The following is a 22,566-nucleotide window of genomic DNA, read 5'->3' on the forward strand; positions in this document are numbered from 1 at the left end:
AGCCTACTTTCCTAATACAAAATCCCTGAGGTCCAATTCTCTTACCTGATTTACGGTCCTGGCTTCCAGCAAGGGCACTATCTGGCCGACTAGAATTTGCTTAAAATAGTCGGAATTACGGTGCGTATCCAACGCTGTTGCATCTGTGTATCCCTCTATCAAATACAGCGTATTGGGTTCTATAAAGCTCTGGTAAACAGTATAAAAGAGATTTCCTTCCTCTTCTTTACTTTTCATAGCCACTTCGGCCAGCAGTCGAAGCACTGTTTCAAGCTGGCCTTCTTTTGCACGCCATTCGGCAATTGTATTCATTGCAACGGTATTCATATTCTTACCTGGTTAGTTGTTACAGCCTCGTCGGCAATCGCCTTTCAAACTGTCTTTTATTGATCAGCCTCCATCGTTTGGATGAAGGCTGATCGTCGATTATTGGTTAAGCCCGGGCCGGTTCTAACACATCGGCAGATTCCAAAATAGCGATTACTTTTTCAGCGACACCCGTTGCTGATGCCGGGTTTTGGCCGGTAATCAACCGGCCATCCCGAATGCTGTAGGGTTGCCACGGGTCAACGCGGCTGTAAATACCACCGCGTTTTTTTAAGGCGTCCTCCAGCTCAAACGGAACATCTTCCTTCGCGTAGTTTTCTTCTTCGGCAATACTGAAGCCCGTCACTTGTTTTCCGTCAACCAGATACGAGCCGTCGCTAAGCGTAACGTTGATCAGGGACACCGGCCCGTGACAAACTGCGCTAACCACTTTACCCTGATCGTACATGGACGATAAAATCCGTTGAACGGTTGGATTCTCGGGCATGTCCACAACGGGAGCTAACCCGCCCGGAACAAAAACAGCATCGTAATCGTCTACCGAGACCTTCTCAATAGGTTGCGTATGTTTCATTTTTTCCGCCCCCTCATCTGTCAAAAAAGCCACATTCATGGGGTCATCTACCTCAACCATGTCAATGGGCGCTTCCCCCCCTTTTACACTGAATATATCAATGTCATACCCTTGTTTTTTGAAGGTTTCATAGGGGTGAGCCACCTCGGTGAGCAAATTGCCAGTTTTCCGATTTTTAGGACCAATGAGGCTGGCACTGGAAACCATGAAGAGAATTTTCTTTTTCATAAAATTTACGTGTTAGATATGAATGAAAAAATTAAACTGATTTGGTAAAGACGTCTGCCAAAATGCCTTTTTGGTTTAAGCAATATTCGGTCGGCTGACAGCGTAAAGCCTTAATTCAGCAGCACGGCCGATCGGAAGAAAAGTACAGTCGAATTGCCGTCAATTTTGTCCCATTGCTTTGTGTACAATAGGTCGAAAGAAACCCTCGATTTTATCGTGACTAAGGCTCCTAGCCCGGTTCTATTTCTTGTAATCGTTTTGTCGGTAAAATAGAACCAGGTTTCTTCGTATATATAGGGGCTGAATTTTACCTGTTGACTGGTCAGTTCATAAAATAACCGGAGTCTATTTCGATCAAAGTGGTAACTATCGTGAATCGACCTGAAACGGTTCCAGATGAGATTTTGGTTGTCAATCAGAAACTTACTGACGCGAAACTTAAGGGTAATGCCGTTCAGGAAGGTAGATTCGTTGTTTTCCTGGCCTGGTAGGGACAAGAACATGTACCCCAGATTAATATCCAGCCAATGAGTAGCTTTTACCGTTGACTGCACATACAGCAAGCCAACACCAAGCTGCGGATTCCAGCCCGGTTGCAACCCGAATATGGTTGAGTCGGCAGTTTTGTACTTTGCCGACGGTAGTAACCATATGGCATAAGAGTTCGGCGACTGAGCCAAACAGCTGTTGTCCCGAAAAACGCCCCCGGTTATTGTAAGCGATACAAAAAGGAACAGGCGCTGTTTCATCTTGTCTATGCAGATTACGACTGGTTTTGTCAGTCAAGATTCTAATAAAGAGCCGATAAAATTCCAACGTTTTGCTATATACGTATGATGGCATAGGGTATCATCAAGGGCAGCCAATCATGACAGATTATACCCGTAGAGTTTATTAAAATTTTAGGCATCGAAAGTCCTGCCGATACAAGCTATGTACAGCGTTGACTTGGTAGCTTAAACTCTTTTGTAGCGCCAGTCTGCGCGCTGGTAGTAGAAAAAAATAGTAAAAACGCCCCGGTAACGATGGAAAGAATCATTGCCTTTTTCATAACCGTTTTTGACGAAAGAGTTGAAATCACTCATAGCCGTCCAGGCGTAACAGCCTGATCGAACACACCCATTCCTAGTAAATCAAATCACATGCCAGAAGTATAAAATATTGACAATCAATATTTTATACTCATAATACGGTTGCAAAAAACGACGATATAGCGTCAAAAAGGTGATAACAGCGAAATACCGTTTAAGCAGCAGGTTACAATAAACCGGGCACAGCTAGATACCCAGCTTTTTCATTCTTGATTTAAGCGTTGAAGCATTGATTTCCAATAACTCCGCGGCTCCACCGGGACCATATATTTTCCAGTTGCACTGCCGAAGGGCAGCCAGGATATGATCCCGTTCGTTCTCCGTTATGGTCTTGACCTTCTGGTCATGATCATTGCCTTTGGCCGGTTGACTGCTCGAAAGTTGGACTTCCCTAATCACATCTCCCTGACATAGCAGAATTGCCCGGGTGATCAGGTTTTCCAGTTCCCGTACATTGCCGGGCCAGTGGTACTCGATGAGCATTTTTTTTACTTCCTCGGAAAAACCCTTGATCAGTTTGTTAAGCCGAACCGTCTGGACGTCCAGAAAATGCGTTGCCAGTGGAATGATATCGGCCTTTCGCTCCCGCAGTGGGGGTATATGCACGGGAAAAACATTAAGTCTGTAATAGAGATCCAGCCGAAATTTTCCGTTTGCCATCTCGTCTTCCAGATTACGGTTTGTGGCAGCGATGATCCGGATATCAACTTTCTTTCGTTTACCACCAATGGGTTCTATCTCCATTTCCTGTAATACGCGCAGAAATTTCACCTGCAGATCGAGGGGGAGTTCACCGATCTCATCCAGGAAGAGCGTGCCACCGTTAGCCTGTTCAAACTTGCCAATGCGTTTATCAATAGCCCCCGTAAAGGCGCCTTTCTCGTGGCCAAACAACTCGGCTTCAACCAAATTTGGTGGCAAGGCTGCACAGTCTACCACCACAAACCGATTACTGTGGCGTTGGGACAGTTCATGGATAGAATGGGCAATCAACTCTTTGCCGGTGCCGCTCTCGCCCAGTAGTAACACGGGAACATTCGTGCCGGCAACGGTTTCGATATTCCTCAACACAGCCTGAATGGGCTCGCTGCTACCCACAATCTTTTTGAACTCTCTATCACGGGTGGTGGTGACGTCTAAATTTTTCTGTCTGGCGGTGCTTTCTTTCACAATGGCCTTCTGGCTATGGTGGTACCAGGCGATATCCAGCATAGCAAGCACATCGCGCTCCCGAAACGGCTTAATCAGGAAACCATACGGCCCGGTCATCTTGGCGGCCGTGAAAACACTCTTATCGGAGTTTGCCGACAGGTAGACAAAAGCAATTCCCCTGGCTTTGAGAATATGGGCTAAGTCGATGCCTGTTCGTTCCCCTTTTAAAAATATATCTAACAACACAAGATCCGGCACCTGCCTATCGATGATATCCAGCGCATCGTCAACCGACCGGGCAATGGGCAAGACGTGGTAATCAGCCTTTAAAAGAATAAGTTTAAGGTTGTTGGCTTCAATAAATTGATCCTCAACGATTAATAGGGTGTCCTGCATAAAATTTACTGGCTGATCGCTTGCACTAGGAACGTATTTCTTGTTTTCCGAGATTCAGTTTCTTCATTTTTGAATGGAGCGTACTAGGCGGAATACCTAATAGCGTGGCGGCCCCATTCTGCCCATGAATCTTACCGTTACACAGTTTAATGATCCGCAGAATATGAGCCCGTTCGTTTTCATGAAGCGTTGTGATTTTTTTATCGGGAAACAGTTGTTGCTCTTGTAACGCCGGATTCGTTTTTGGAATATCCACGATCTTTAACGTATCGCCTTTGGTCAGCAACACACTCCGTTCGATGAGGTGTTCCAGTTCCCGAATGTTACCGGGCCAGTGGTAACGCTGCATCTCCCGAAGTACACTGCTGGTCAACGACTTTATCTCCTTGCCTACTCTGGTTGCGTATTTGCTGATAAAGTGGCTGGCTAGCAAAGGAATATCCACAATTCGGTCGCGTAAAGGCGGTAAACGAATCGGGAAAATATTGATCCGGTAATACAGGTCACTCCGAAAATTTCCCAAGGCCACTTCCTTTTCGAGGTTTCGATTCGTAGCCACAATAATCCGTACATCGACTTTGATCGTCGCTTTCCCACCAATTCGTTCGATCTCTTTTTCCTGCAAGACCCGGAGAAGCTTGGTCTGTAACTCCAGGGGCATTTCACCAATCTCATCCAAAAACAAGGTGCCCTGGTTTGCCAACTCAAACTTCCCGATTCTTTTTTCCAGGGCACCGGTAAAAGCGCCTTTCTCGTGCCCGAACAATTCCGATTCGACCAGGTTGGCGGGCAAGGCCGCACAATTTACTTTCACCATCAGCTTCGACTTTCGGGGCGAATTGTCGTGGACAGAACGGGCAACGAGTTCCTTGCCGGTACCTGTCTCCCCCAGAATCAACACGGTGCTCTCGGTGTAGGCTACCTGCTGAATCAGTTTGAGAACGGCCTGCATGCCAACACTCTCGCCAATCATGTAGGACTTATTGGCGGGCAAGTCCAACGCGTTCAGTAAGTGAATTTTCTCATCCTCCAATCGTTCGGTGTAGTTCCTGATTTCTGCCAGTTGCTCCGAAATCCTATCCGTCGTGATTATGTTGGAAGCCATGGTGGCAAGTTGAGAACAAATGCTGAGAAACAGTTCCTCCTTCTCGCGAACCAGGTGGCTATGTTGGGTAAAGAAGGTAAGTATACCAATGACTTCGTTCCCAACCCGGAGCACACTACCGCCCATGTCGATCAACTGATTGGCAGTGGCTTCTTGTGAAAAATAAGTATGATCAGGATAGGCTGATAGCAGGGCTGCCGCACTAAAATAGCTGACACCAGCTTTATCAATCAAGGCATCGTAGATGCCATCATCGTTTTTGAACTGACCGTCGGTGTCTGTCTGAAAGCAAGGGTGATTAAGGAGTAAAGACGCCTGATCGAAAAGGACGGGCGACCGATAGCGAAAATCGGGCGTTACCGACCAGATTTGAAAGTCATCTATGCTGAAAAGGTCCATCAAATGCTCTTTAATGGTTTTAGCCAGTTTTGTCCGATCCTGAATAGAGGCAATGGCGTTGCTAAATTGTGTGAACCGATTTCTTTCCTTTTCCCGACGCTCGTATTTTACATTGATCATAATGTTTTGAACCGATACCGACAACTGGCTGGCAATATCCCTGATCAGCCGGAGGGTATTGGTTGAAATCATGCGGTCGTGATCAAACGAAAGTACCCAAAAGCCAAAAGCTTCATTTGCTCTGACAAATTTGGTCATCACAACCTGCCGGATACCACTATCATAATTTATAGCTAAATAATCGGGTAAGGGGCGCTGACGACTTTGATGGTCCAGGTTAAAAACCAGGGGGTCATCACTCAGCAGGACCTTGTCAATAAATCCATCGTTGAGAGTATACCTACTGGATACTACCCGGGAATAGTCCGAATGATGTCGACTGATCGACTGGTAGTCAAGCATATAGGCACTGGCGGACGATTGATCGCTGTTGATGGCGGACATACTTGTATGAGTAAACCCAATGACATCTTTGAGACTTTTTTTAATCACTTCCAGCAGTTCATCGTTGTTACGTACCGAAGCGATCAGGGCGCCTGCCTGGATGATCATCTCCTGCTGGGCCATCCGCTTTCGGACCTGTTCCTGATCAATCAGCCTGAAGATGGCACAGGCAAACTGGTGTAAAAACTGCCCAACTGCCGGGGAATCCAGGTCCGTAATGGCGTTATTATGCGTATAATTTAAGAATAGGAACCCGAAATTTTGGCCGTCAGCATCAAGTGGATACACGACTTTCTGTCTGATCCCTCGGCTCAGTTCCGCTTGCAGATGTGCCGCCTTATGCGCTACTGTACTCAGCGTGTCCAGGCCGTAAAGCGTCAGTTTCTTATCAGCCAGGGCTGTTCCGTAACACGCCGTATATACAGTGTATGGCTCCGCATAGACGTCTTCAGTGACGGTGGGTGAAATCGATTCTGATTCGTTGATGACCATCAAATAGCATCGGGTCTCCCCATCGTTTTGTAGGACAACTACACAGGAGACAGCGCCTAGATACGGTAAGAGCTTTTCATGAACGATCCGGTGCAGATCAGTGAACTCCCCGGCGTTCGTCAGCGCACAGCTTAAGTTGAACAGGTTGACGAGTTGGGCATTCTTTCCCAGTGCCACCATGCGTTCTTCGGCGAGCAGATGAATGACCACCATATTGATGTTGATGGCTACCAACTTTAGCCAGTCCACAAAGTCCGGTAGCAGCTGAGATGCCTCCTCGAAGAGCAGGAAAAGATTGCCAATGAAATCGTTGTTTTCCCGTAAAGAAAAGCTCAGCATCCTGAAACCCGGTGCCGGTGCGTTACAGAGGTATTTCCCTACGAATGACCGGTGCCTGTCCACGTCTGTATTGAACTCCCTATAGCCCGACAGATCAGGGCTGTCATCCATCAGAATCTCGGCAATAGAGAGTTCTTTCAGGTTTATTTGCGGAGAAAAAACGGCGTAATCCTGAATCCGATCCGCTGCATGCAGCAGGTTATACAACTGATTGGTATCGGAATCCAGTATATAAATAGCCGCCTGCACATAGCCGATCTCCGATTGAAGTATGGTGTTGAAAAGTCTGATGAGATCGGCCCTACGCTTAATGGATAGCAATTCTGTAGCCACTTTTTGGAGCCGTTCCGTGGAGTATGCATCACGTAGTAAAACCATAGTTGAGTAAGTTCAGCGGTTGAACGCTATCAGAAAGCCTGATTTTTTGTAAAGCGGCTAGTAAAAATCAAGCCAAATCATAAGTATCTGATTTTCAATAGATAATCAAAATGCATAACCCGGATTACCACGATATATAGCGGGAAACCGAAAAATGATCACGAAATATCATGATTGCCCGATACGGGCAAAACCACTACTAAAAAGCCAGGCTTAACCAATTGACAAGTAGCTGTAAATCAATAGATTTGTAATAGATTCTGCTGCGAAACCCAACGGCTGAATTTAAAAAAAGCTCAACGTAATCATGTTAACATCACCTTCTCTCCCTGCTTCACGCTCTTTTCCCGGTTGGCTGCCGCTCCTGGTAATAATCGGCTGGTTGGTACCGGAATTTGGTCATAGTCAATTTTATACGCCCCTACCGATTGTTCCGGAAGATAAGCTGGCTCCATTGCAGGCTCTTGTTCGGGAACCGTCCACGTCGCTTCATACGCGTAACCAAGCTTTTATCGATCTGGCGAATCTGTATTATAACAAACCGCTAAAGCGATACAAAGACCTGGATAAAGCAGCCGGGTACGCCCGCCGGGTCGACGTAACGGATGGTACTGGCCCAAGTCAGGCACTAAAGCAGCAGGCCATCACCCTGCTGGCACTCGTAGCCATTGATAAGAACGAGTTCAACCGGGCCGAAAAGCTGCTGGAGCAACTCAATGGTCGTTTCAACGTAGATTTACGCTTGCGATTAGCCTATGCCTACTGTGAAGCGGACAAGGATTTTAAACAGGACGACTGGTCGAAAGCCATTAATCTTGCCAAACAGGTTATTGATTCGAGTGCAAACATGCATGACGTTACCCGTGAGATTCTTGGCAGTCAACTCATTGCTCTGGTCCATGCCAAACAGCAGGACCCTACCGCCGAAAACGAGCTGCTCGCCATTGCCGAACGTTTAAAGAAAGCAGGCAGCGTCTATTACCCCAGTACGTATGCGGCCTTGAGTGAATACAATTACTACCTGGGCGATCAGTCAAGGGCGCTTGCTTACTCATTACAGGCCGTTAAGGCAATGGGAACAACCAAAAACTACAGTATGGCTGGCGACATTTATGCCAATCATGCCATGATGTGGACCGATAATGACGATCATGACAAGGCTGTGTCATATATCCAGTTAGCTATTAAACACTATTCACAGCGGGCTGGCCGCTACAATCTGTCTGATCCGGTATTCCTCTTTAACACGGAATACATATATGGCAAGACGAGTAATTATAAAGACGATTTGAGGAAAATTAAAAAGCTGCTCGCCAGCGCGCCCCCTCAAACCATCTCCGACCATATTTATCATAACGTGATTATGGGCTGCGTTTACCGACGTATGAAAAAATATGAAAGGTGTGAGGTCTACTACAAACGGGCATACGCAATCAGTAAAAAACACGGTCTGCATCTTTATCGCACTACGGCATGCCTGGGGCAATTGTATACCGATTCCAAACAGTTTGAAAAGGCAAGGCCCTTTCTATATAAAGTACTGCAATTCCCGGAAACCCTTCACGATAACAGCGTAAACAGACACCTCCATTATATGACCTTCTTAACCGATTCGGCTACGGGGCATTATCAGGATGCAATCAAACAATTGAGCCTCGCGAGTAGTATGAGCTTTTTCAATCTGACCCGTTCCCGAGAAAGTGAAGTACAACGGCTTCGTATCGCCTTCGAAGCACAGCAAAAAGAGGATGAAATCAAGATCAAAAATCAGAATATCAAACTGTTAAATCAAAACGCAAAGATTCAGGAAGAACGGCTTCGCAATGCCAACCTGAATATAGGTATGGCGGCTATCATCGTCCTGTTTTTAGCTGTCAGTTCGGCGTTGATCTTTTCAAAATACCAACAGAACAGGCGGAACAGCCAAGCCATTGAACAAAAGAATACCATCATTACGGAGAAAAACCAGCTGCTGGAACACTTACTCGACGAGAAGGAATGGCTACTGAAAGAAGTCCATCATCGGGTAAAAAACAATTTGCACATGATATTCTGCCTGCTTGAAAGTCAGGGCTCGTTCCTGGGCAGTGATGCACTGAAGGCTCTGGAAACGAGTCAGCACCGGATTTATGCCATGTCGCTGATTCACCAAAAGCTTTATCAATCCGACGACATCACCACCGTCGATATGAAGAGCTATTTAACGGAGTTCCTTCTTTTCCTGGCAGAAAGTTTTGACTCTTCAGACCGCATCAGGATCGTACAGGAAATTGACCCTGTCAAGATGCCTAGTACGCAGGCGGTTCCGCTTGCCCTGATCATTAATGAAAGTGTGACGAACGCTTTCAAGCATGCGTTTCCTGGAAACCTTAAGGGAGTTATACACGTAAAACTTCACCAGTTGGACGATAATCTGGTCCTTACTGTTAAAGACAATGGCATCGGCTGGAACGAGGGAGTCTACAATCATCAAAACTCATTAGGTATTCAGCTGATAAAAGGGTTAAGCGACGATTTGGGGGCACAGATTCATTTTGACAATCATGAGGGAACAAGGATTTCACTTGTTATAAAGTATAAAATCGCACAAGGCAAAAAAAAGGAAGGTACCTTATTTGCTTAGTTGTCGAGATAGAGCTTTATACAGGATATAGTTAATTTTAAAGGTCTGGGTTAACCTATTATGGTTGGCAATTTTTACCTAAAATTTGAGGTCCCCCCGAAAAGCGTACCGGTCAAAGATTGAGGATCGGACGTTCATTTATTGGTTTTTCTTCCCCTTTCCAACTTCATCAGGCGTCTTTCCACCCAGCGAGCTATGGGGGCGAAAGCTATTGTATTTTTGTCTCCAGTGTTCAACCTTATCTTTGGCATCTTCCAACGACAAGAACCAGTGAGCGTTCAACTATTCATCCGCTACGTCGGCCCGGCCGAAAAAGCCATTGAACGATCGCACCGGCGACCCGGTCAATAAACGGGTTATCAGTCGGCTTACCAGGCCGAGGTTGAAGAACTTAAACCCGATACCTGGTACAATTGGCTTAGCCCTCGGTTGGGACTCGCTTTTGCTTCATTCCCGTTCAGAAACAGCACGAGCTGGCAGCTACAGGCAGCCATGCCATCAGATCCCGATGGAAACACGCCGGAACCAACGTTGGAAGGCTTCAATCAGCTTCAGCTATTCAGAGAACGTACTTAACTGGAAGGCGTTACGTTCACAACGAGTACCTGGCAATCCATTTATCGCATCAATATTCGGCGGGCCGAGCGCTATCGAGACGGAAACATCTTCCTGGCTGGGGACGCTGGACACGTGCATTCCATCGCTGGTGGCCTGGACATGAATACCGGATTTTTCGGACTTTAATAGACAACTAGGCGCCGTGAATGTTACCCCAGCATAGCTGATTGGCTTTAGTGTTGGGGATTCATTAATGCATCCATTGATTAATAACGCCGTTCCTATAATGAGGAACGGCGTTATTCTCAACCTACTTTATGCTCATTTACTTAGTAAAGTCCCTGATTGAACGTAGCGATGGCTGCTTCGGGATTGGCCAAGTAATCAGCCCGTTGCCGGCCGGCTTCGCCCACATAGATTTCATAACGATCCTCCTGAATCCCGTTATAAATAGCCTCGGCTACCACGACTGGTGGCAAGCCATGCTGCTCACCACCCATATCTTTGGTGGCATCTGTATTGATCAGCGACGGCATTACCTCGAATAGTTTAATGTTGGTGTCAGTTGACAGGGTTAAACGTAAAGCCAGAGAATGCGAGTGCAGGGCTGTTTTAGCGTCTGAATAGGTTGGCAAAACCACTAAGGGATGGAAGGCAACATTGGAGGTAATATTGACGATGGCGGCTTGAGGCTGTTTTTTCAATAGCGGCAAGAGCGATTCTATCAGTCGAACCGGGGCAAAATAGTTCGTTTCAAATTCCTGTTTTGCTTTCTCAAATGCGTTGGCGCCTTCGCCTAATTTATACACGTAGCCTACACCAGCATTGTTAATCAATACACTCAGATCGCTGTAATTGGCTTCCAGTTCGGCTACCAGGCTTTTGACTGCATCGGCATCGGTCACGTCGCAGACGATGGAATCGATGCCTAACTCGTTAGCGGCTGCCTGTATCTTTTCGGCGTTACGGCCAGCTATAATAACCCGGTTACCGTTTTCACTCAAAAATTTGGCGGTTGCATACCCAATCCCGGAGCCACCGCCGGTAATCAGGACGGTTTTGTTTGTAAGTTTCATCGTGCTTGTTTGATTACGTTTTTCTGCGTATTAACTTTGCTTGCAAATAACAAGTAAACAAAGGTAAAGTTATATACTTGCAAAATGCAAGTATATTGATTATTATTTTTTTATGAAAGCGATTAGACCCCGGTCGGGATGCCCCCTGAGCTACACGCTCGACTTCTTTGGTGATAAATGGTCACTGCTGATCGTGCGGGATATGGCCCTCAACAACAAATCGACTTATGGCGAGTTTCTGAGTTCCGAGGAGCAGATTGCGACCAATATCCTGGCCGACCGGTTAAGCATGCTGGAGACGAATGGCTTTGTGACCAAGCAGGTAGCCGCCGATAAGAAATCAAAGTTTATCTATCGGCTGACCGAAAAGGGCATTTCCCTGGTACCGATTATTCTGGAGATTGGCCTATGGGGGTCCACCTATAATCCCCCCGGCCTGAATCCCAACCTGCTCCATGCCTTGCAGCAGGACAAAGAAGGAACCATCAAACGAATCCAGGAAACCCTCCGCGGTAAGCCCTAACGAATCCTACTAGTTAATCACAATCCCTATAATCCATCCACTGGATAATCGGGTTTGATCAGCCCTGACATTGGGTCATCAACTATTCGCGCTGGGAAATGAGCAGGCAAAATAGTATAACGCCTAAATTTCTCCGTTTGCAGCTGTGGCCGGAAAATAGCCGGGTGCATTTTGACGCTTTACACTCACCCTATCGACTGCTCAACTCTTTCCTTAAGTAGGAACAAAGTCGTTCGCCAGTAAAATTCCAGGTGTTTTTGAATGGACTCGGTCGGAAAGTTTTCGATGGTGAGTATCAATCGGGTAGACGCATTAATGGACGTTAAAGTAAATTCAAGAATTGAGTAGTTTTCTAATTCGTCTGGCAATCCAGACAGCGAACTTAAATGGCTATAGGTTAATTTTCGCTCTTTATCATATTGTAGTACAACCCCTTTATTTTCAAAGTTTACGTGATGAAAGCCACGAATAGAAATTGGCGTGTTGATCTGCCAAGTAGTATACACGTCCATTTTGGTTTCGGGCTCTGCTAACCAGTTAGCCATGACTACTGGCTCAGTCAAAGCGGCCCACACTGTAGCCGGTTCAGCCTGTATTGTAATCGCCGTTGAGAATTTATCCATCACTACGTATTGGCTGTTTAACTAGTATGTAAACTGTCGTATAAGTGCCGTGACTGTTGTAAAAATTAATCTGGTTGGGAGTCGACTCATGACATAAGCTATTATTGAATGAAATGAACAATAAAGAAGCGTTTCAAGAGATAAAGTTACCAACGGCTACAAAACTGTTTTTGACACCCTAAAAGTCCAGTAAAAGGTAGCCCGTTCTGCTTTAATAAGAAACAATACTCAGTACAGCAAGAATAGGCTATGAATACAAAATACAAACACGTATTGCCGTTTATATCGTTTATCGTCTTATCTGCATTACAACTAGGTGGCCTTACCGCTTTTGCCCAGGGACCAGGTCCGGGGCAAAGAATACCTCTCCCGCCAATACCATTAAAAGGCGATACGACCCATACCCTTTCCAAACACTTCACACCGGCCTCTGCCACCAAAAAAGCACCGGATGCCAGGGGATTTATTCAACGCTGGCTGGTGCTGGAACCGGTAAAGAAAGATATCGTCCGGAATAATATATTCACCGACAACTACCTCAGAACAACGTTTTCAACCGATAATTTTTCCAGCGATTACGCCACCGTTCCCAAAGATGGTGAAACGGGAAAAGTGGGCAACCAGGATCTGAAGTGGTATGCGTTGGACAGCAAGGCCTTCAACGTTAATCTGTACCATTTCACCTACGCCATTAACAAACCGAGATACGGAATACTTGTCTGGCTGGTCACGGTCATCAACTGCCCTGAAGAAATCAAAAACGTCAGGATGGCGGCCGGGTGTAATTCCGGCAGTATGTGGTGGTTGAATGGTCAGGAAGCCTTGCTCCTTTCCGGCGACCGGGATATGATTGCTGATAATGGTACATCTGCCCGTTTAACGCTTAAAAAGGGGAAAAACATCATCCGTGGAGCCGTCATAAACGGACCGGGTATGGCTAATTTCTGCGTTCGTTTTTTAGATGAAAAAGGATCGCCCGTAAAAAACCTCAGCATCAGTTACGAATAATAGTGAGTAGTCTGTTCTAGCTAATTAAAATGAATTGGTCCATGAAACGAATGAACGTAACCGGCCTGACAACCCTATTCGCCTTATTAGTAACACAAACCCTACTGGCCCAGGTCGGCAAACCCTTTATCCATGATCCCTCAACCATCGCTGAATGTGCCGGCAAGTATTACACATTCGGCACCGGCGGTGGTGGGTTAATTTCCGACGATGGCTGGACCTGGTATGGTGGCGGGGTGAGACCGGGTGGTGGAGCGGCTCCTGATGTCCTCAAAATCGGGGATCGGTACCTGGTCGTCTATGGCGCAACCGGTGGTTCACCCAGCCACAAAGGTGCTATTCTGACCATGTGGAACAAGACCCTGGACCCAAAGTCCCCTGATTTTACCTATTCTGAACCAGTTGTAGTGGCAACCTCGGATGGCTATGAAGAGAATGACGCCATTGACCCCGGCGTTATGTTAGATCCTACTACCGGACGTCTGTGGTTAACCTACGGCACTTATTTTGGCTTCACCCGCTTGATCGAATTAGACCCCAAAACCGGAAAACTCAAGGCAGGTAATAAACCCGTGGACGTAGCCATCGTATGTGAAGCCAGCACGTTAGTCTACCGCGACGGCTGGTACTACCTGCTGGCCACGCATGGCAGTTGTTGCGATGGGGCCAACTCGACCTACAATGTGGTGGTGGGTCGTTCAAAAAAAATAACAGGCCCTTACCTGGATAATGTCGGCAGAAGCATGCTGGAAGGCGGTGGTAAACTGGTGGTTGCCACGCGCGGAGGATTAATCGGTCCCGGGCATTTTGGCCACATTGTTCTTGAGAAAGGCGTTGAAAAAATGTCCATCCATTATGAGGCCGATTTAGCACAAGGTGGCCGGAGCGTATTAGGCATACTGCCGGTGGTTTGGAAAGATGGCTGGCCTGTTGCCGGAGAAAAGTTCAAGGAAGGCACGTATCAGATTGAATCCGTACGAAGAGGCTATGGCCTGGAACTGGCTGTTGATTTCACCAGAATGGCCGTTGGACCACGGGGATTTGGTCAGCCTAATAATGACCCGATAAAGCCCGTTGCGGCTCAGCAACTAGCCGATGTGATAAAAAGCTGGCCAACAGGTACTATTAGTTTAAGAATAGGCGATTACATGGCGCGTCCTCATCAACAATGGACGATTACCGATGCGCCTGATACGACCGGCTATTTAGGGGGTCCCTATTATAAAATTGTCTTGGCCGGGACCGATCGGGCCTTAGCGGCAACTGCCGATGCCGAAGTGATAACCGTACCGGCATTTACCGGCGCATCCGAACAGGTATGGCGCATCGATCAATTGACGGATGGCACCTACCGGATTATGCCCAAAATCGTATTGAACTCAGGAAAGAAGTTCGCGTTGGTATCGTCCGGAGATAGCACACCGACCTTGGCAGAATTTGATTTTAACAGCGATAATTCAAAATGGAATTTTAAGATTCCTTAAGGCTATTCGTTACCCCGTTGCAGTTGATAGGATCGTCTATTGGGTTGACTTTTTACTATCTGTCAAACACAATCAATTACATACGCGCTTGAACTGGATGACCTTTCGGGAAAACCACAATACCGCCAGAAGAGGAAGCCTCAATAAATGGCTGATCCAGGGGCAGACTGGCGATACTGTGGATTACACTACGAAAAACATCCTTCCCATGAAATACAAACCGGACAAATTCAAGCCGACGATGGATAAAAACCAGCCGGAGTATACCCATGACAAGTAGTGGAAAAATAGGGCATTGTTACGTTAAAGGCCTACGCCACCCGTCACTTCTATGCGCTGGCCGTTGACCCATTTCGCATCTTCACTACATAGAAAGGCAACTACACCGCTAATATCATCCGGCAGCCCAACCCGTCCCAAAGCGGTAATGCCAGCTACAAAAGTTCGTATTTCCGGCGAATCCTGCATGGTACTGCCGCCAAAAATAGCACCCGGTGCAACTACGTTGGCGCTGATTCCCCTTGGCCCCAATTCCAGGGCAAGGTATCTGGTGTAGACATCAATGGCACCTTTCATGATCGCATAGGCGGACACGCCCGAAAAGGTCTGGCGGGAAACAGCGGATGAGATATTGACGATCCGGCCACCGTCCCGCAAATGGCCTAGTGCTTTCTGGGTAAAAAAGTAGACGCCTTTCAGATGGACATTCATCATTTCGTCGAACTGTGCTTCGGTCGTTTCAGCGACTGGAGCACTCACGCTGGTGCCAGCATTGTTGATGAGGAAATCGAAACGGTCTGTTGCAAACTTGTCGTGCACTATCACCTGTAGTTGTTCGAAGAAAGCAGGGAAGCCACTGGTTTCCGAGATGTCGAGCGGCAGTGCAACGGCTTTACGGCCTAACGATTGGATTGTAGCAACGGTAGCGTCTGCTTCCGATTTGTTACTGCGGTAAGTAAATACTATGTCGACGCCCTTTCGCGCCAGGTTCATCGCAATGTCTTTGCCTATTCCACGGCTTCCACCGGTAATGAGTGCTATTTTCTGAGTTGTCATCTGACTTTTGTATAAAATAAAAACGAATACAAAAGTCCGGCAAATGAGCACGTCGGGGTTTGTTGCTATCAATCAAATTTATGTATAAATCAAACTTTCTGTCTGACGGCGAAATGCACCGGGCGAAAAAGACGTTTCACTTTTGAAGAATTTAGCGAAATGCGCGAAGTCCGAAAAACCAAGGCTGTCGGCGATCTCGGCGATAGTCCAGTCGGTATGGAGGAGCAATGCTTTAGCCTCCTGCACAATGCGGCCCGAGATGAGTTCTGTAGTGGTCAGTCCCGTAGATTCCCGGAGTACTTTATTCAAATGGTTCACGTGCACCGAGAGCTGGTCAGCAAACTGTTTTGCCGTGCGCAATGCTATTTTTTGCTGCGGGTTTTCGAGCGGAAATTGTCTTTCCAATAACTCGATAAACAAGGAGGTTGTCCGGGCAAATGCGCTGTGATTGGGATGCAGCATCGTCGTTGATTGCAGCTTTTGCCCGATATGTACAAGCTCGAGTGTATAAGCACGCAACAGGTCATATTTATAGGCATAATTAGACGTAATCTCGGCCGCCATATTCTCAAAAATACCTTGCACCCGTGCCGCCTGAGTTTCTGACAATGCGAAAACCGGGTGTTCCGGGGATTTAAAAATGGGAAGCTCGTCGAGAATTACGCCACTTTTGGTCGGGTGGAGGAAGTCGGCCGTGAACACACAAAACTGTCCGCTTTGCCGACCAATGGGCCACCAGGTAAACGGACTTTTGGGCGTCGTGAAGATCAGGGACGGCTGGGTGATCTCTGCGGTGCGGTCGGGATACTCGGCCCGTGATTTTCCGGTCAGAAAATTGATTTTATAAAAGGCACGACAGGCGTAGGGTATGGCCGGTTTTTCACGGTTTGTCTGGGTAAGTTCGGTCAGGTTGAACACGTTAAAATGTCCCACTTCGTGCTGTATACCTTCTGGTAGCAATGCGCTCAGCTCAGTTGAGGTGCCGTTGGATAAGCTGCTGCAAAGTTCTTCAAAGGAGGTTACGCTCATAATGTTCTTTTGTGAAAATCAAATTTATATACTAACCAAAAAAAGCGCTTATCAGTTTGGATCAATACCGGTCTAATGAACTACAGCTAGCTTTTAAACTAGTACGACGAAATGGTTGGATGGCAAAGCGCTCAGATTATCACGAATGCTCCTTTTCTCAAAGCTCTTTCCAAGTTGTTCCCTGCTAAAAATTTGTATTACTGCTTGCAATCAGGCGCTGTTATTGATGAAGTGGGTACTATAAAATCAGCAGATGCGACCTACACAACCACAGGCAATCAACGTTTCAAACCTATTGCTACTCCTACGGGAGCTGCGCAGCAACTCACTTCCAATTTGACTGTTAGGCGTTTGGCCGCCAGGGAATCCCTGTATCCGTAGTACGGCTCTCGCCCTCGCCGAAATTATGGGGTAGCGCCTGAATCTACCGGTCGTCAGCAAATCCGGCCAGAAAGCGGTCGATCATTTTAGGTGGATGAACCTTTCTTGAATAACCGGCAGAATGACTATGAATACTCAAATTCTAATGCCTAGGCATTTTCGCTGACAATAAGCTGGCAACGGCTGGTTTTTCTTTTTCAATCACTTCTTCAAACAGATATATGACCGCTCCTTTGCTTTAAGTGGGAGGGTTTTAGGGGGCGATTATTTTTGATTGTCAACTCCAGTCAGTGAACTTGTTTAGGATTATTCTTTCTAGTCTGCTTTATCGGCACGGCCCCCCCCGCCTAAATCCCCTAAAGGGGACTTTATTCAGGCACGTACCAAGTCCCCTTTAGGGGATTTAGGCGGGGCGGCCCGTGCCGGTAAAGCAGACTGACAAAACGAGATAGTGAATCTGTAGAAGATAAATTCTAAACAGCTTCAGTAGCATACCCAATAATCAGGCTGGATGCATAAATAAATCTCCGGCTTATATTTTATCAGTTCTTCCAGATCTAGCCGTTTGACGTGGGTACCCTGGAGACACCTGAAACTGGTTTATTTGCAAGGTCAGTTTTAGCGTAACAGGCATTTTTGCTCCACTCAGTTAAACACATAATTTCGTTGTAATTCTGGCGACAGTGGTGCGATAATCGCCCGTCGCAGCCAGACAAGGCGCTCGGTAGGTGTATAGAGTATGTGCAGACCTGAGCCTGTCATAACCCAGACCATACCGGTAGGTAATATCGTCATGTCCAGAAACTGGCGCACGATCGTGCCAGCTAACCGTAAACCAGTTTTCTGACTTAGTACATCGATGCCCGTTTGGCCGTCTCCCAATCTGCGTACCAGATAGAGTTGGCCAGACCGGCAAACGGGCAGTAACTGGAGTGTCCCCTCCCCTACTATCGTATGCAGGCAAGTTGACTGCCCAAGCCTCAGCAGATGCGTTTGCTGAGTATCACTGTAGACAACTCCTGTAGTTCGTGTCTGGGCCGTTTGGGTTTCTAAAAACGAAAAACGACGTACCTGAGCAATCTGGTTGGTGAGTAGCACAGGTTTCTGACTGCTCAACCGGTAGAGTAGCAAGTGGTTATTATTCGTCGGAATGATAAGCAGTTGCCCATCAGGGCTAATTAAATTGGCGAAGGGTTTTTCAGCCCAGTTCCAGTTGAGGTCCTGACTTATCATAGGCAACTTTTGTACGAAATGCCAGTGGCGGGCGTGGTAATGCCAGAGTTCCGGCGCCTTTAAGCGGCCCAAAAAGCAGAATACCCCGTAATTCGTGATAGGCGAATACCCTAATAACGTAGCAGTTCCTTTCGGGAGCATCACCTGCGTTTGCCGGTTTTCCCACAGTCGATACAGCGAAATACTACTGTCTAAAGCGCTTCGGCTCCATAAGTAATTACCCACGAAACCCACCTCTGGCACCGTGAGTACCCGGTTTGGCTTGCCTGCGCTGGGCTGAATCGTTCGGTAAGCAGCCCGTTGCTTAAAATCTCGAATGCTGTGCACCCGATCACTCAGCCACCACAGGCTGTCGGGTTGGTCGCTTACGGGATGAGCCAGCATATACTGATCGTCTGCGGAGGTCACGATACCCCGACTGACAAACTGGCTCCGGCCCGATGTAGCAGCTACGTTTATGGACTGGGGTGCAAACTGAAACTGCCCACTCATGGCGTCGACCACACGCACTGCCGGTTCGGTAAGCAGCATCAACGGCCGGATCCCTGTATTAGTCAGATGCCAGATATAATTAGCGAACCGTCGTCTGGCAGACGCCCCACCGATCTCGTGGTAGGTGAACAGAAATCGGTCGTTGGCCAGAAACCGGCATTCGTCAATCAGAAACGGTTGACTTAGTTTCTGGATCAACCGAAGCTGTCCGGCTTCGATCTGATAGAGCACCGTTGCCGAATCGGTAGCCGTGGTACGCCCCAGCAAATACGTACCGCTGGCTGAAAACCGGGCATCTGTAAACGCATAGTTCACCTTTGGCCGCTGCATCGCCCGCAGCAACGACAGATTATACAGTGTCGCTCCTGTCCGTTCTTCTGAGCCACCAACAAACCATCGGGTATCGGTTGAGAAACGACTATGCTGAACTGACAGTCGCTCCGAAAATCCATGAAGTGGCTCCAGTCCTGATTCATCCAGCGACCAAAGACTGTCTGGTACAGCCCCGGCATGGTAGGTAACGAGGTAGCGACTGTCGGCCGAAAAACAGGTCAGCGGCTTCGTGTCGTCATCATTACCGACTGTCCGAAGGAGCGTCCGAAAACCATGAACGGGCGCTGGACCTGTTGTATTAAACCGCCATAAACTATCCCGAATGGAACCGGTATGTCGTGAGAGGAGGTATCGACTGTCAGCCGAGAAAACGTCGTTTACTACGTTCGTTTTCTGTTGAAACCGGTGGACCATCGTCGGTACGGGGCTGTGCAGATTCCAGCATTGTGCCTGGGTCAGTTCGTTTGGCGTACTGCGAAGCAACCAGGAACCATCGGGGGAGAACCGGCTTAGTACCCGTACTGACCCGCCCGACGGACCTGGCTCCGGCTGAAACGCATACCTAGGACGCAAACTATGTTTAGCCAACGCCCACAGACTATCAACGTCGGGACGAAGAAAACTCAGCAGCAGCCAGTCCCCTCCGGGTGAAAAAGCCATGGCCAGCCGATCTGCGTGGCAGCTAACAAATCGCCGGACAGTACGGACGCTGTCGGTTTGCAGATCAGCCAGCAGCAGGGTATTCGGTTCCCGGCCAGCCCCCAGCAACCAATGACTATGGACATCAAAAACGACCTGTGCTACCGCATCCAGCCCCGTAAAACGACGTAGTAAGTTCGGTTGATCGTCAGAAAGATGCCAAAGTTGACCAGTCGTTTCTGTTCCCTCCAGGGTGTTCACATATACATACCGGCTATCGGGCGAAAACAGCGGTTCACCCAGATGATTCTGATGAGTAATCACAGTCGGCACCAGCGCCCCCGATTGTATCCGCCATAATTTGGCCACAGACTCCCCCGACTTCCGAAGGAATACGTAGCGACTATCGGCCGAAAATGTTGCCGCTTCAATGTTTAGTTCTTGTTGGCTCACTTCCCGAACGGACTGTTTTCCGCAATCGAGTAAAACGCTCCTGGTTGACGTAATGACCCAGACAAAGTGTGCATCAGGTGAAAAGAAAACATTGTGTACCGGTTCCTTAAACGTGTAGCGCACCGCCAGCGAATCGCTCCGACACGCATACAAGCGGGCGGGTTGCGTATTTGCTATCATGTACAGCCCTTGAGGTGATAGCCAGATGGCTGCACCTTTCAGGCTATAAAGCCACAGATTAGGTCGGTTAATGATATCGCCGAACATCTGGACAATTCGATTACTATCAGGAAAGTTTTTGTTCGCATATTCGAGCAGGCGCAATCCCTGCACAGGGTCTGTTTCGGCCAGTCCGCGCGCTTCGGCCATAAGGCCCTGCAACAAAATGTGGTTGATATTGCGTCGACGCGCTTCTTTCATGCGTGGTACCATACCTGACGCACCCAGGCTGCGGGCCAGTTGAAAGGCGGAATAGGCCCGTGCAAATTGCCCACTTCCCATTAACTGTTGCCCCCGTTTGTCCCAGAACTGCCCTGACTCCGGCTGCGGCCTACCCTGAGCAACTATCCTGTTCGACCACACCAGCAGCAGGATAACCAGGAAATAGCCAGCACGGACGTTGCTCATAAAATCATCTTATTTTCGAGTGAAGTAGGGATTAATCGTTGCACCGGCCATTATAAACGAACCAGAACCAGCACCTGCACTGATGTCTTCGCCGTTGTCAGGCTGAATTTCATAGCGTCAGCCGCATATTCGATGCCATTGGCTGGTTGATTCGTGACTACAGCCGCTATTTTCTGCCGGGGCGTTCCGGGGGTTTGCTGTAGTTTTCGGGTCAGCATCCCTACGTCGCCAATGGGTTCCTGACAGAACAGAAATAGCAGATAATCCTGGCCAATCGCCTTTTCCAACGTAACCGTCTGGCTCTGTGCGGGAAATACGAACGGGTCGCCGGGGCGCACAACGGGAGTGGATTCATCGCTGCCCGGTACGTAACGGTTCACCCCGTCCGGACTGAATCCAAAAATATACAGGTACGTTCGCTCTGAACTGCTGGCATACAGCTTTATTTCCTGACCAGCCGGGTACGGGCCACTGGGCTGATACACGCCCACACCCGAAGTGAGCGCAACCGGCACCGATTGACCAGTTGTCAGTCGAATTTCTACCTGCCCAGCCAGTAGCCTTGCCTTAGGAGCTGTCGACACGGGCGATACGCGGTAGGCTCCTCGAGTAAAAGTCAGCATATCCTGATACGTAATCCAGGTTTTACCGCCATCGCCCCAGCCGCTTCCCCAACTATTTGCCACCTGAAAGGCCCCGCCAGTCTGGTTGTCGTCATACGCGATAACGCAGAGCGCCAGACCATAGGGAGCCATGTCCAGGGTCTCATTGGTGGCCCGCGTCCACACTTTTTTAGCCAGTGTAAACGACTCCGGTGCCTGAAACTCAATCACCACTGGTGTACCCCCAGCCAGGGTTTTCTTCAGCAGCCTCAGCTTGTTAATTTTCGAGTCGTTCGGCCCGAACAACAACTCATAATCACTGATGCGATAGCGGGAAGCCTCTTGTGAAGCCACAGTTGACACGGGCGGATTACAGGCCTGTTCACCCACCGTTTTCAGGAGCGGAACACCTTCGGTTCGTAACATACGCAGAGCCGTTTCCAGCTCGGCACCCGCGCTGCAATCGGCATCGTCGTTCGATTTGATCCGGCTGTAGAGGTAGGCTGGGGAGAAACGATTGGCGTTCACGGTCGTTGTCTCACTGAGATTCTGCGCCTGATTTTCCAGTATCGTTCGGAGATAGTAGGCCGTGGCGTAGGCAACCGTTGTTGCTTTACCATTCTGATTGCCAGCGATGGGGCAAAATCGCTCATAAGATACAGCCTTGGGCAGTTTGGCGAAGTCATCGTCGGAGACAGCCAGTTTATTGCCCACCGTAATATCCCTGCCTGTCATCTTTTTCAAACCACCAACAAACGGTTGTGCATATACGTCCTGACAAATCAAGACGGTCAAGCCAGGTATCAACACAAAAAAAGCCCGCAGGCAAGACTGGATCATG

18 protein-coding genes and 1 pseudogene are annotated in these 22,566 nt (G+C 48.1%); 7 read left to right on the top strand and 12 right to left on the bottom strand.

Translation table 11 applies throughout. The features are described from left to right. Positions 1–3: 3 nt before the first annotated feature. The 5 genes from ACYVEA_RS00140 to ACYVEA_RS00160 all read right to left on the bottom strand — a co-directional run bounded on the left by ACYVEA_RS00140 (position 4) and on the right by ACYVEA_RS00160 (position 6,985). A complete protein-coding gene (locus tag ACYVEA_RS00140) occupies positions 4–327 on the bottom strand; it encodes a putative quinol monooxygenase (protein ID WP_461111263.1) in 324 nt (107 codons plus the stop codon). Between the two features lie 106 nt (positions 328–433). Then, positions 434–1,129: a type 1 glutamine amidotransferase domain-containing protein gene (locus ACYVEA_RS00145; RefSeq protein ID WP_461111264.1), complete on the bottom strand. Its 696-nt coding sequence runs from the start codon at positions 1,127–1,129 to the stop codon at positions 434–436. A gap of 110 nt (positions 1,130–1,239) precedes the next feature. Beyond that, the gene (locus tag ACYVEA_RS00150) at positions 1,240–1,878 is read right to left on the bottom strand and encodes a DUF2490 domain-containing protein (RefSeq protein WP_461111265.1); all 639 of its coding nucleotides are present in this window, start codon (positions 1,876–1,878) and stop codon (positions 1,240–1,242) included. 528 nt (positions 1,879–2,406) lie between these two features. Further along, the gene (locus ACYVEA_RS00155; protein ID WP_461111266.1) at positions 2,407–3,768 is read right to left on the bottom strand and encodes a sigma-54-dependent transcriptional regulator; all 1,362 of its coding nucleotides are present in this window, start codon (positions 3,766–3,768) and stop codon (positions 2,407–2,409) included. A gap of 25 nt (positions 3,769–3,793) precedes the next feature. Then, positions 3,794–6,985, bottom strand: a complete 3,192-nt coding sequence (locus ACYVEA_RS00160; protein ID WP_461111267.1) for a sigma 54-interacting transcriptional regulator — start codon at positions 6,983–6,985, stop codon at positions 3,794–3,796. Between the two features lie 307 nt (positions 6,986–7,292). On the opposite strand from ACYVEA_RS00160, the gene ACYVEA_RS00165 reads away from it, so the two are divergent. Next, positions 7,293–9,608: a histidine kinase dimerization/phosphoacceptor domain -containing protein gene (locus tag ACYVEA_RS00165; RefSeq protein WP_461111268.1), complete on the top strand. Its 2,316-nt coding sequence runs from the start codon at positions 7,293–7,295 to the stop codon at positions 9,606–9,608. A 138-nt stretch (positions 9,609–9,746) separates the two neighbouring features. Here the strand turns inward: ACYVEA_RS00165 and ACYVEA_RS00170 are convergent. Beyond that, a pseudogene (locus tag ACYVEA_RS00170) lies at positions 9,747–9,987 on the bottom strand (integrase core domain-containing protein); the annotation flags it as partial. Positions 9,988–10,238: 251 nt separating this feature from the next. On the opposite strand from ACYVEA_RS00170, the gene ACYVEA_RS00175 reads away from it, so the two are divergent. Continuing rightward, positions 10,239–10,352: an FAD-dependent monooxygenase gene (locus ACYVEA_RS00175; protein WP_461112929.1), complete on the top strand. Its 114-nt coding sequence runs from the start codon at positions 10,239–10,241 to the stop codon at positions 10,350–10,352. Between the two features lie 143 nt (positions 10,353–10,495). Here ACYVEA_RS00175 and ACYVEA_RS00180 read toward each other — a convergent pair whose 3' ends face one another. Then, positions 10,496–11,242 carry an SDR family oxidoreductase gene (locus ACYVEA_RS00180; protein ID WP_461111269.1) on the bottom strand — a complete coding sequence of 249 codons (747 nt, stop codon included), beginning with the start codon at positions 11,240–11,242 and terminating at the stop codon, positions 10,496–10,498. Positions 11,243–11,354: 112 nt separating this feature from the next. Here ACYVEA_RS00180 and ACYVEA_RS00185 point away from each other — a divergent pair, with 112 nt between their 5' ends. Further along, a complete protein-coding gene (locus ACYVEA_RS00185; protein WP_461111270.1) occupies positions 11,355–11,765 on the top strand; it encodes a winged helix-turn-helix transcriptional regulator in 411 nt (136 codons plus the stop codon). A gap of 185 nt (positions 11,766–11,950) precedes the next feature. Here ACYVEA_RS00185 and ACYVEA_RS00190 read toward each other — a convergent pair whose 3' ends face one another. Next, positions 11,951–12,388, bottom strand: a complete 438-nt coding sequence (locus tag ACYVEA_RS00190; protein ID WP_461112930.1) for an SRPBCC family protein — start codon at positions 12,386–12,388, stop codon at positions 11,951–11,953. Between the two features lie 249 nt (positions 12,389–12,637). On the opposite strand from ACYVEA_RS00190, the gene ACYVEA_RS00195 reads away from it, so the two are divergent. The 3 genes from ACYVEA_RS00195 (at position 12,638) to ACYVEA_RS00205 (ending at position 15,160) form a co-directional block, all read left to right on the top strand. Continuing rightward, positions 12,638–13,396, top strand: a complete 759-nt coding sequence (locus tag ACYVEA_RS00195) for an acetylxylan esterase (protein WP_461111271.1) — start codon at positions 12,638–12,640, stop codon at positions 13,394–13,396. 41 nt (positions 13,397–13,437) lie between these two features. Beyond that, positions 13,438–14,880, top strand: coding sequence for a family 43 glycosylhydrolase (locus ACYVEA_RS00200; RefSeq protein ID WP_461111272.1), 1,443 nt, complete (start codon positions 13,438–13,440; stop codon positions 14,878–14,880). Positions 14,881–14,968: 88 nt separating this feature from the next. Then, a complete protein-coding gene (locus ACYVEA_RS00205; RefSeq protein ID WP_461111273.1) occupies positions 14,969–15,160 on the top strand; it encodes a hypothetical protein in 192 nt (63 codons plus the stop codon). A gap of 23 nt (positions 15,161–15,183) precedes the next feature. On the opposite strand, the gene ACYVEA_RS00210 is transcribed toward ACYVEA_RS00205, so the two are convergent. Next, complete coding sequence (locus tag ACYVEA_RS00210) at positions 15,184–15,936, bottom strand: SDR family NAD(P)-dependent oxidoreductase (RefSeq protein ID WP_461111274.1); 753 nt, start codon at positions 15,934–15,936, stop codon at positions 15,184–15,186. Between the two features lie 78 nt (positions 15,937–16,014). Further along, positions 16,015–16,965: a helix-turn-helix domain-containing protein gene (locus ACYVEA_RS00215; RefSeq protein ID WP_461111275.1), complete on the bottom strand. Its 951-nt coding sequence runs from the start codon at positions 16,963–16,965 to the stop codon at positions 16,015–16,017. Positions 16,966–17,076: 111 nt separating this feature from the next. Between ACYVEA_RS00215 and ACYVEA_RS00220 the strand changes: the two genes are divergently transcribed. After that, on the top strand, positions 17,077–17,346 hold the full coding sequence (locus ACYVEA_RS00220; protein WP_461111276.1) for a hypothetical protein: 270 nt from the start codon (positions 17,077–17,079) through the stop codon (positions 17,344–17,346). Between the two features lie 645 nt (positions 17,347–17,991). Here ACYVEA_RS00220 and ACYVEA_RS00225 read toward each other — a convergent pair. Both ACYVEA_RS00225 and ACYVEA_RS00230 read right to left on the bottom strand, forming a co-directional pair. Beyond that, positions 17,992–21,123, bottom strand: coding sequence for a WD40 repeat domain-containing protein (locus ACYVEA_RS00225; protein ID WP_461111277.1), 3,132 nt, complete (start codon positions 21,121–21,123; stop codon positions 17,992–17,994). A gap of 50 nt (positions 21,124–21,173) precedes the next feature. Beyond that, complete coding sequence (locus ACYVEA_RS00230; RefSeq protein ID WP_461111278.1) at positions 21,174–22,565, bottom strand: DUF4384 domain-containing protein; 1,392 nt, start codon at positions 22,563–22,565, stop codon at positions 21,174–21,176. Position 22,566: the final 1 nt, after the last annotated feature.

It is taken from the genome of Spirosoma jeollabukense (assembly GCF_054777855.1).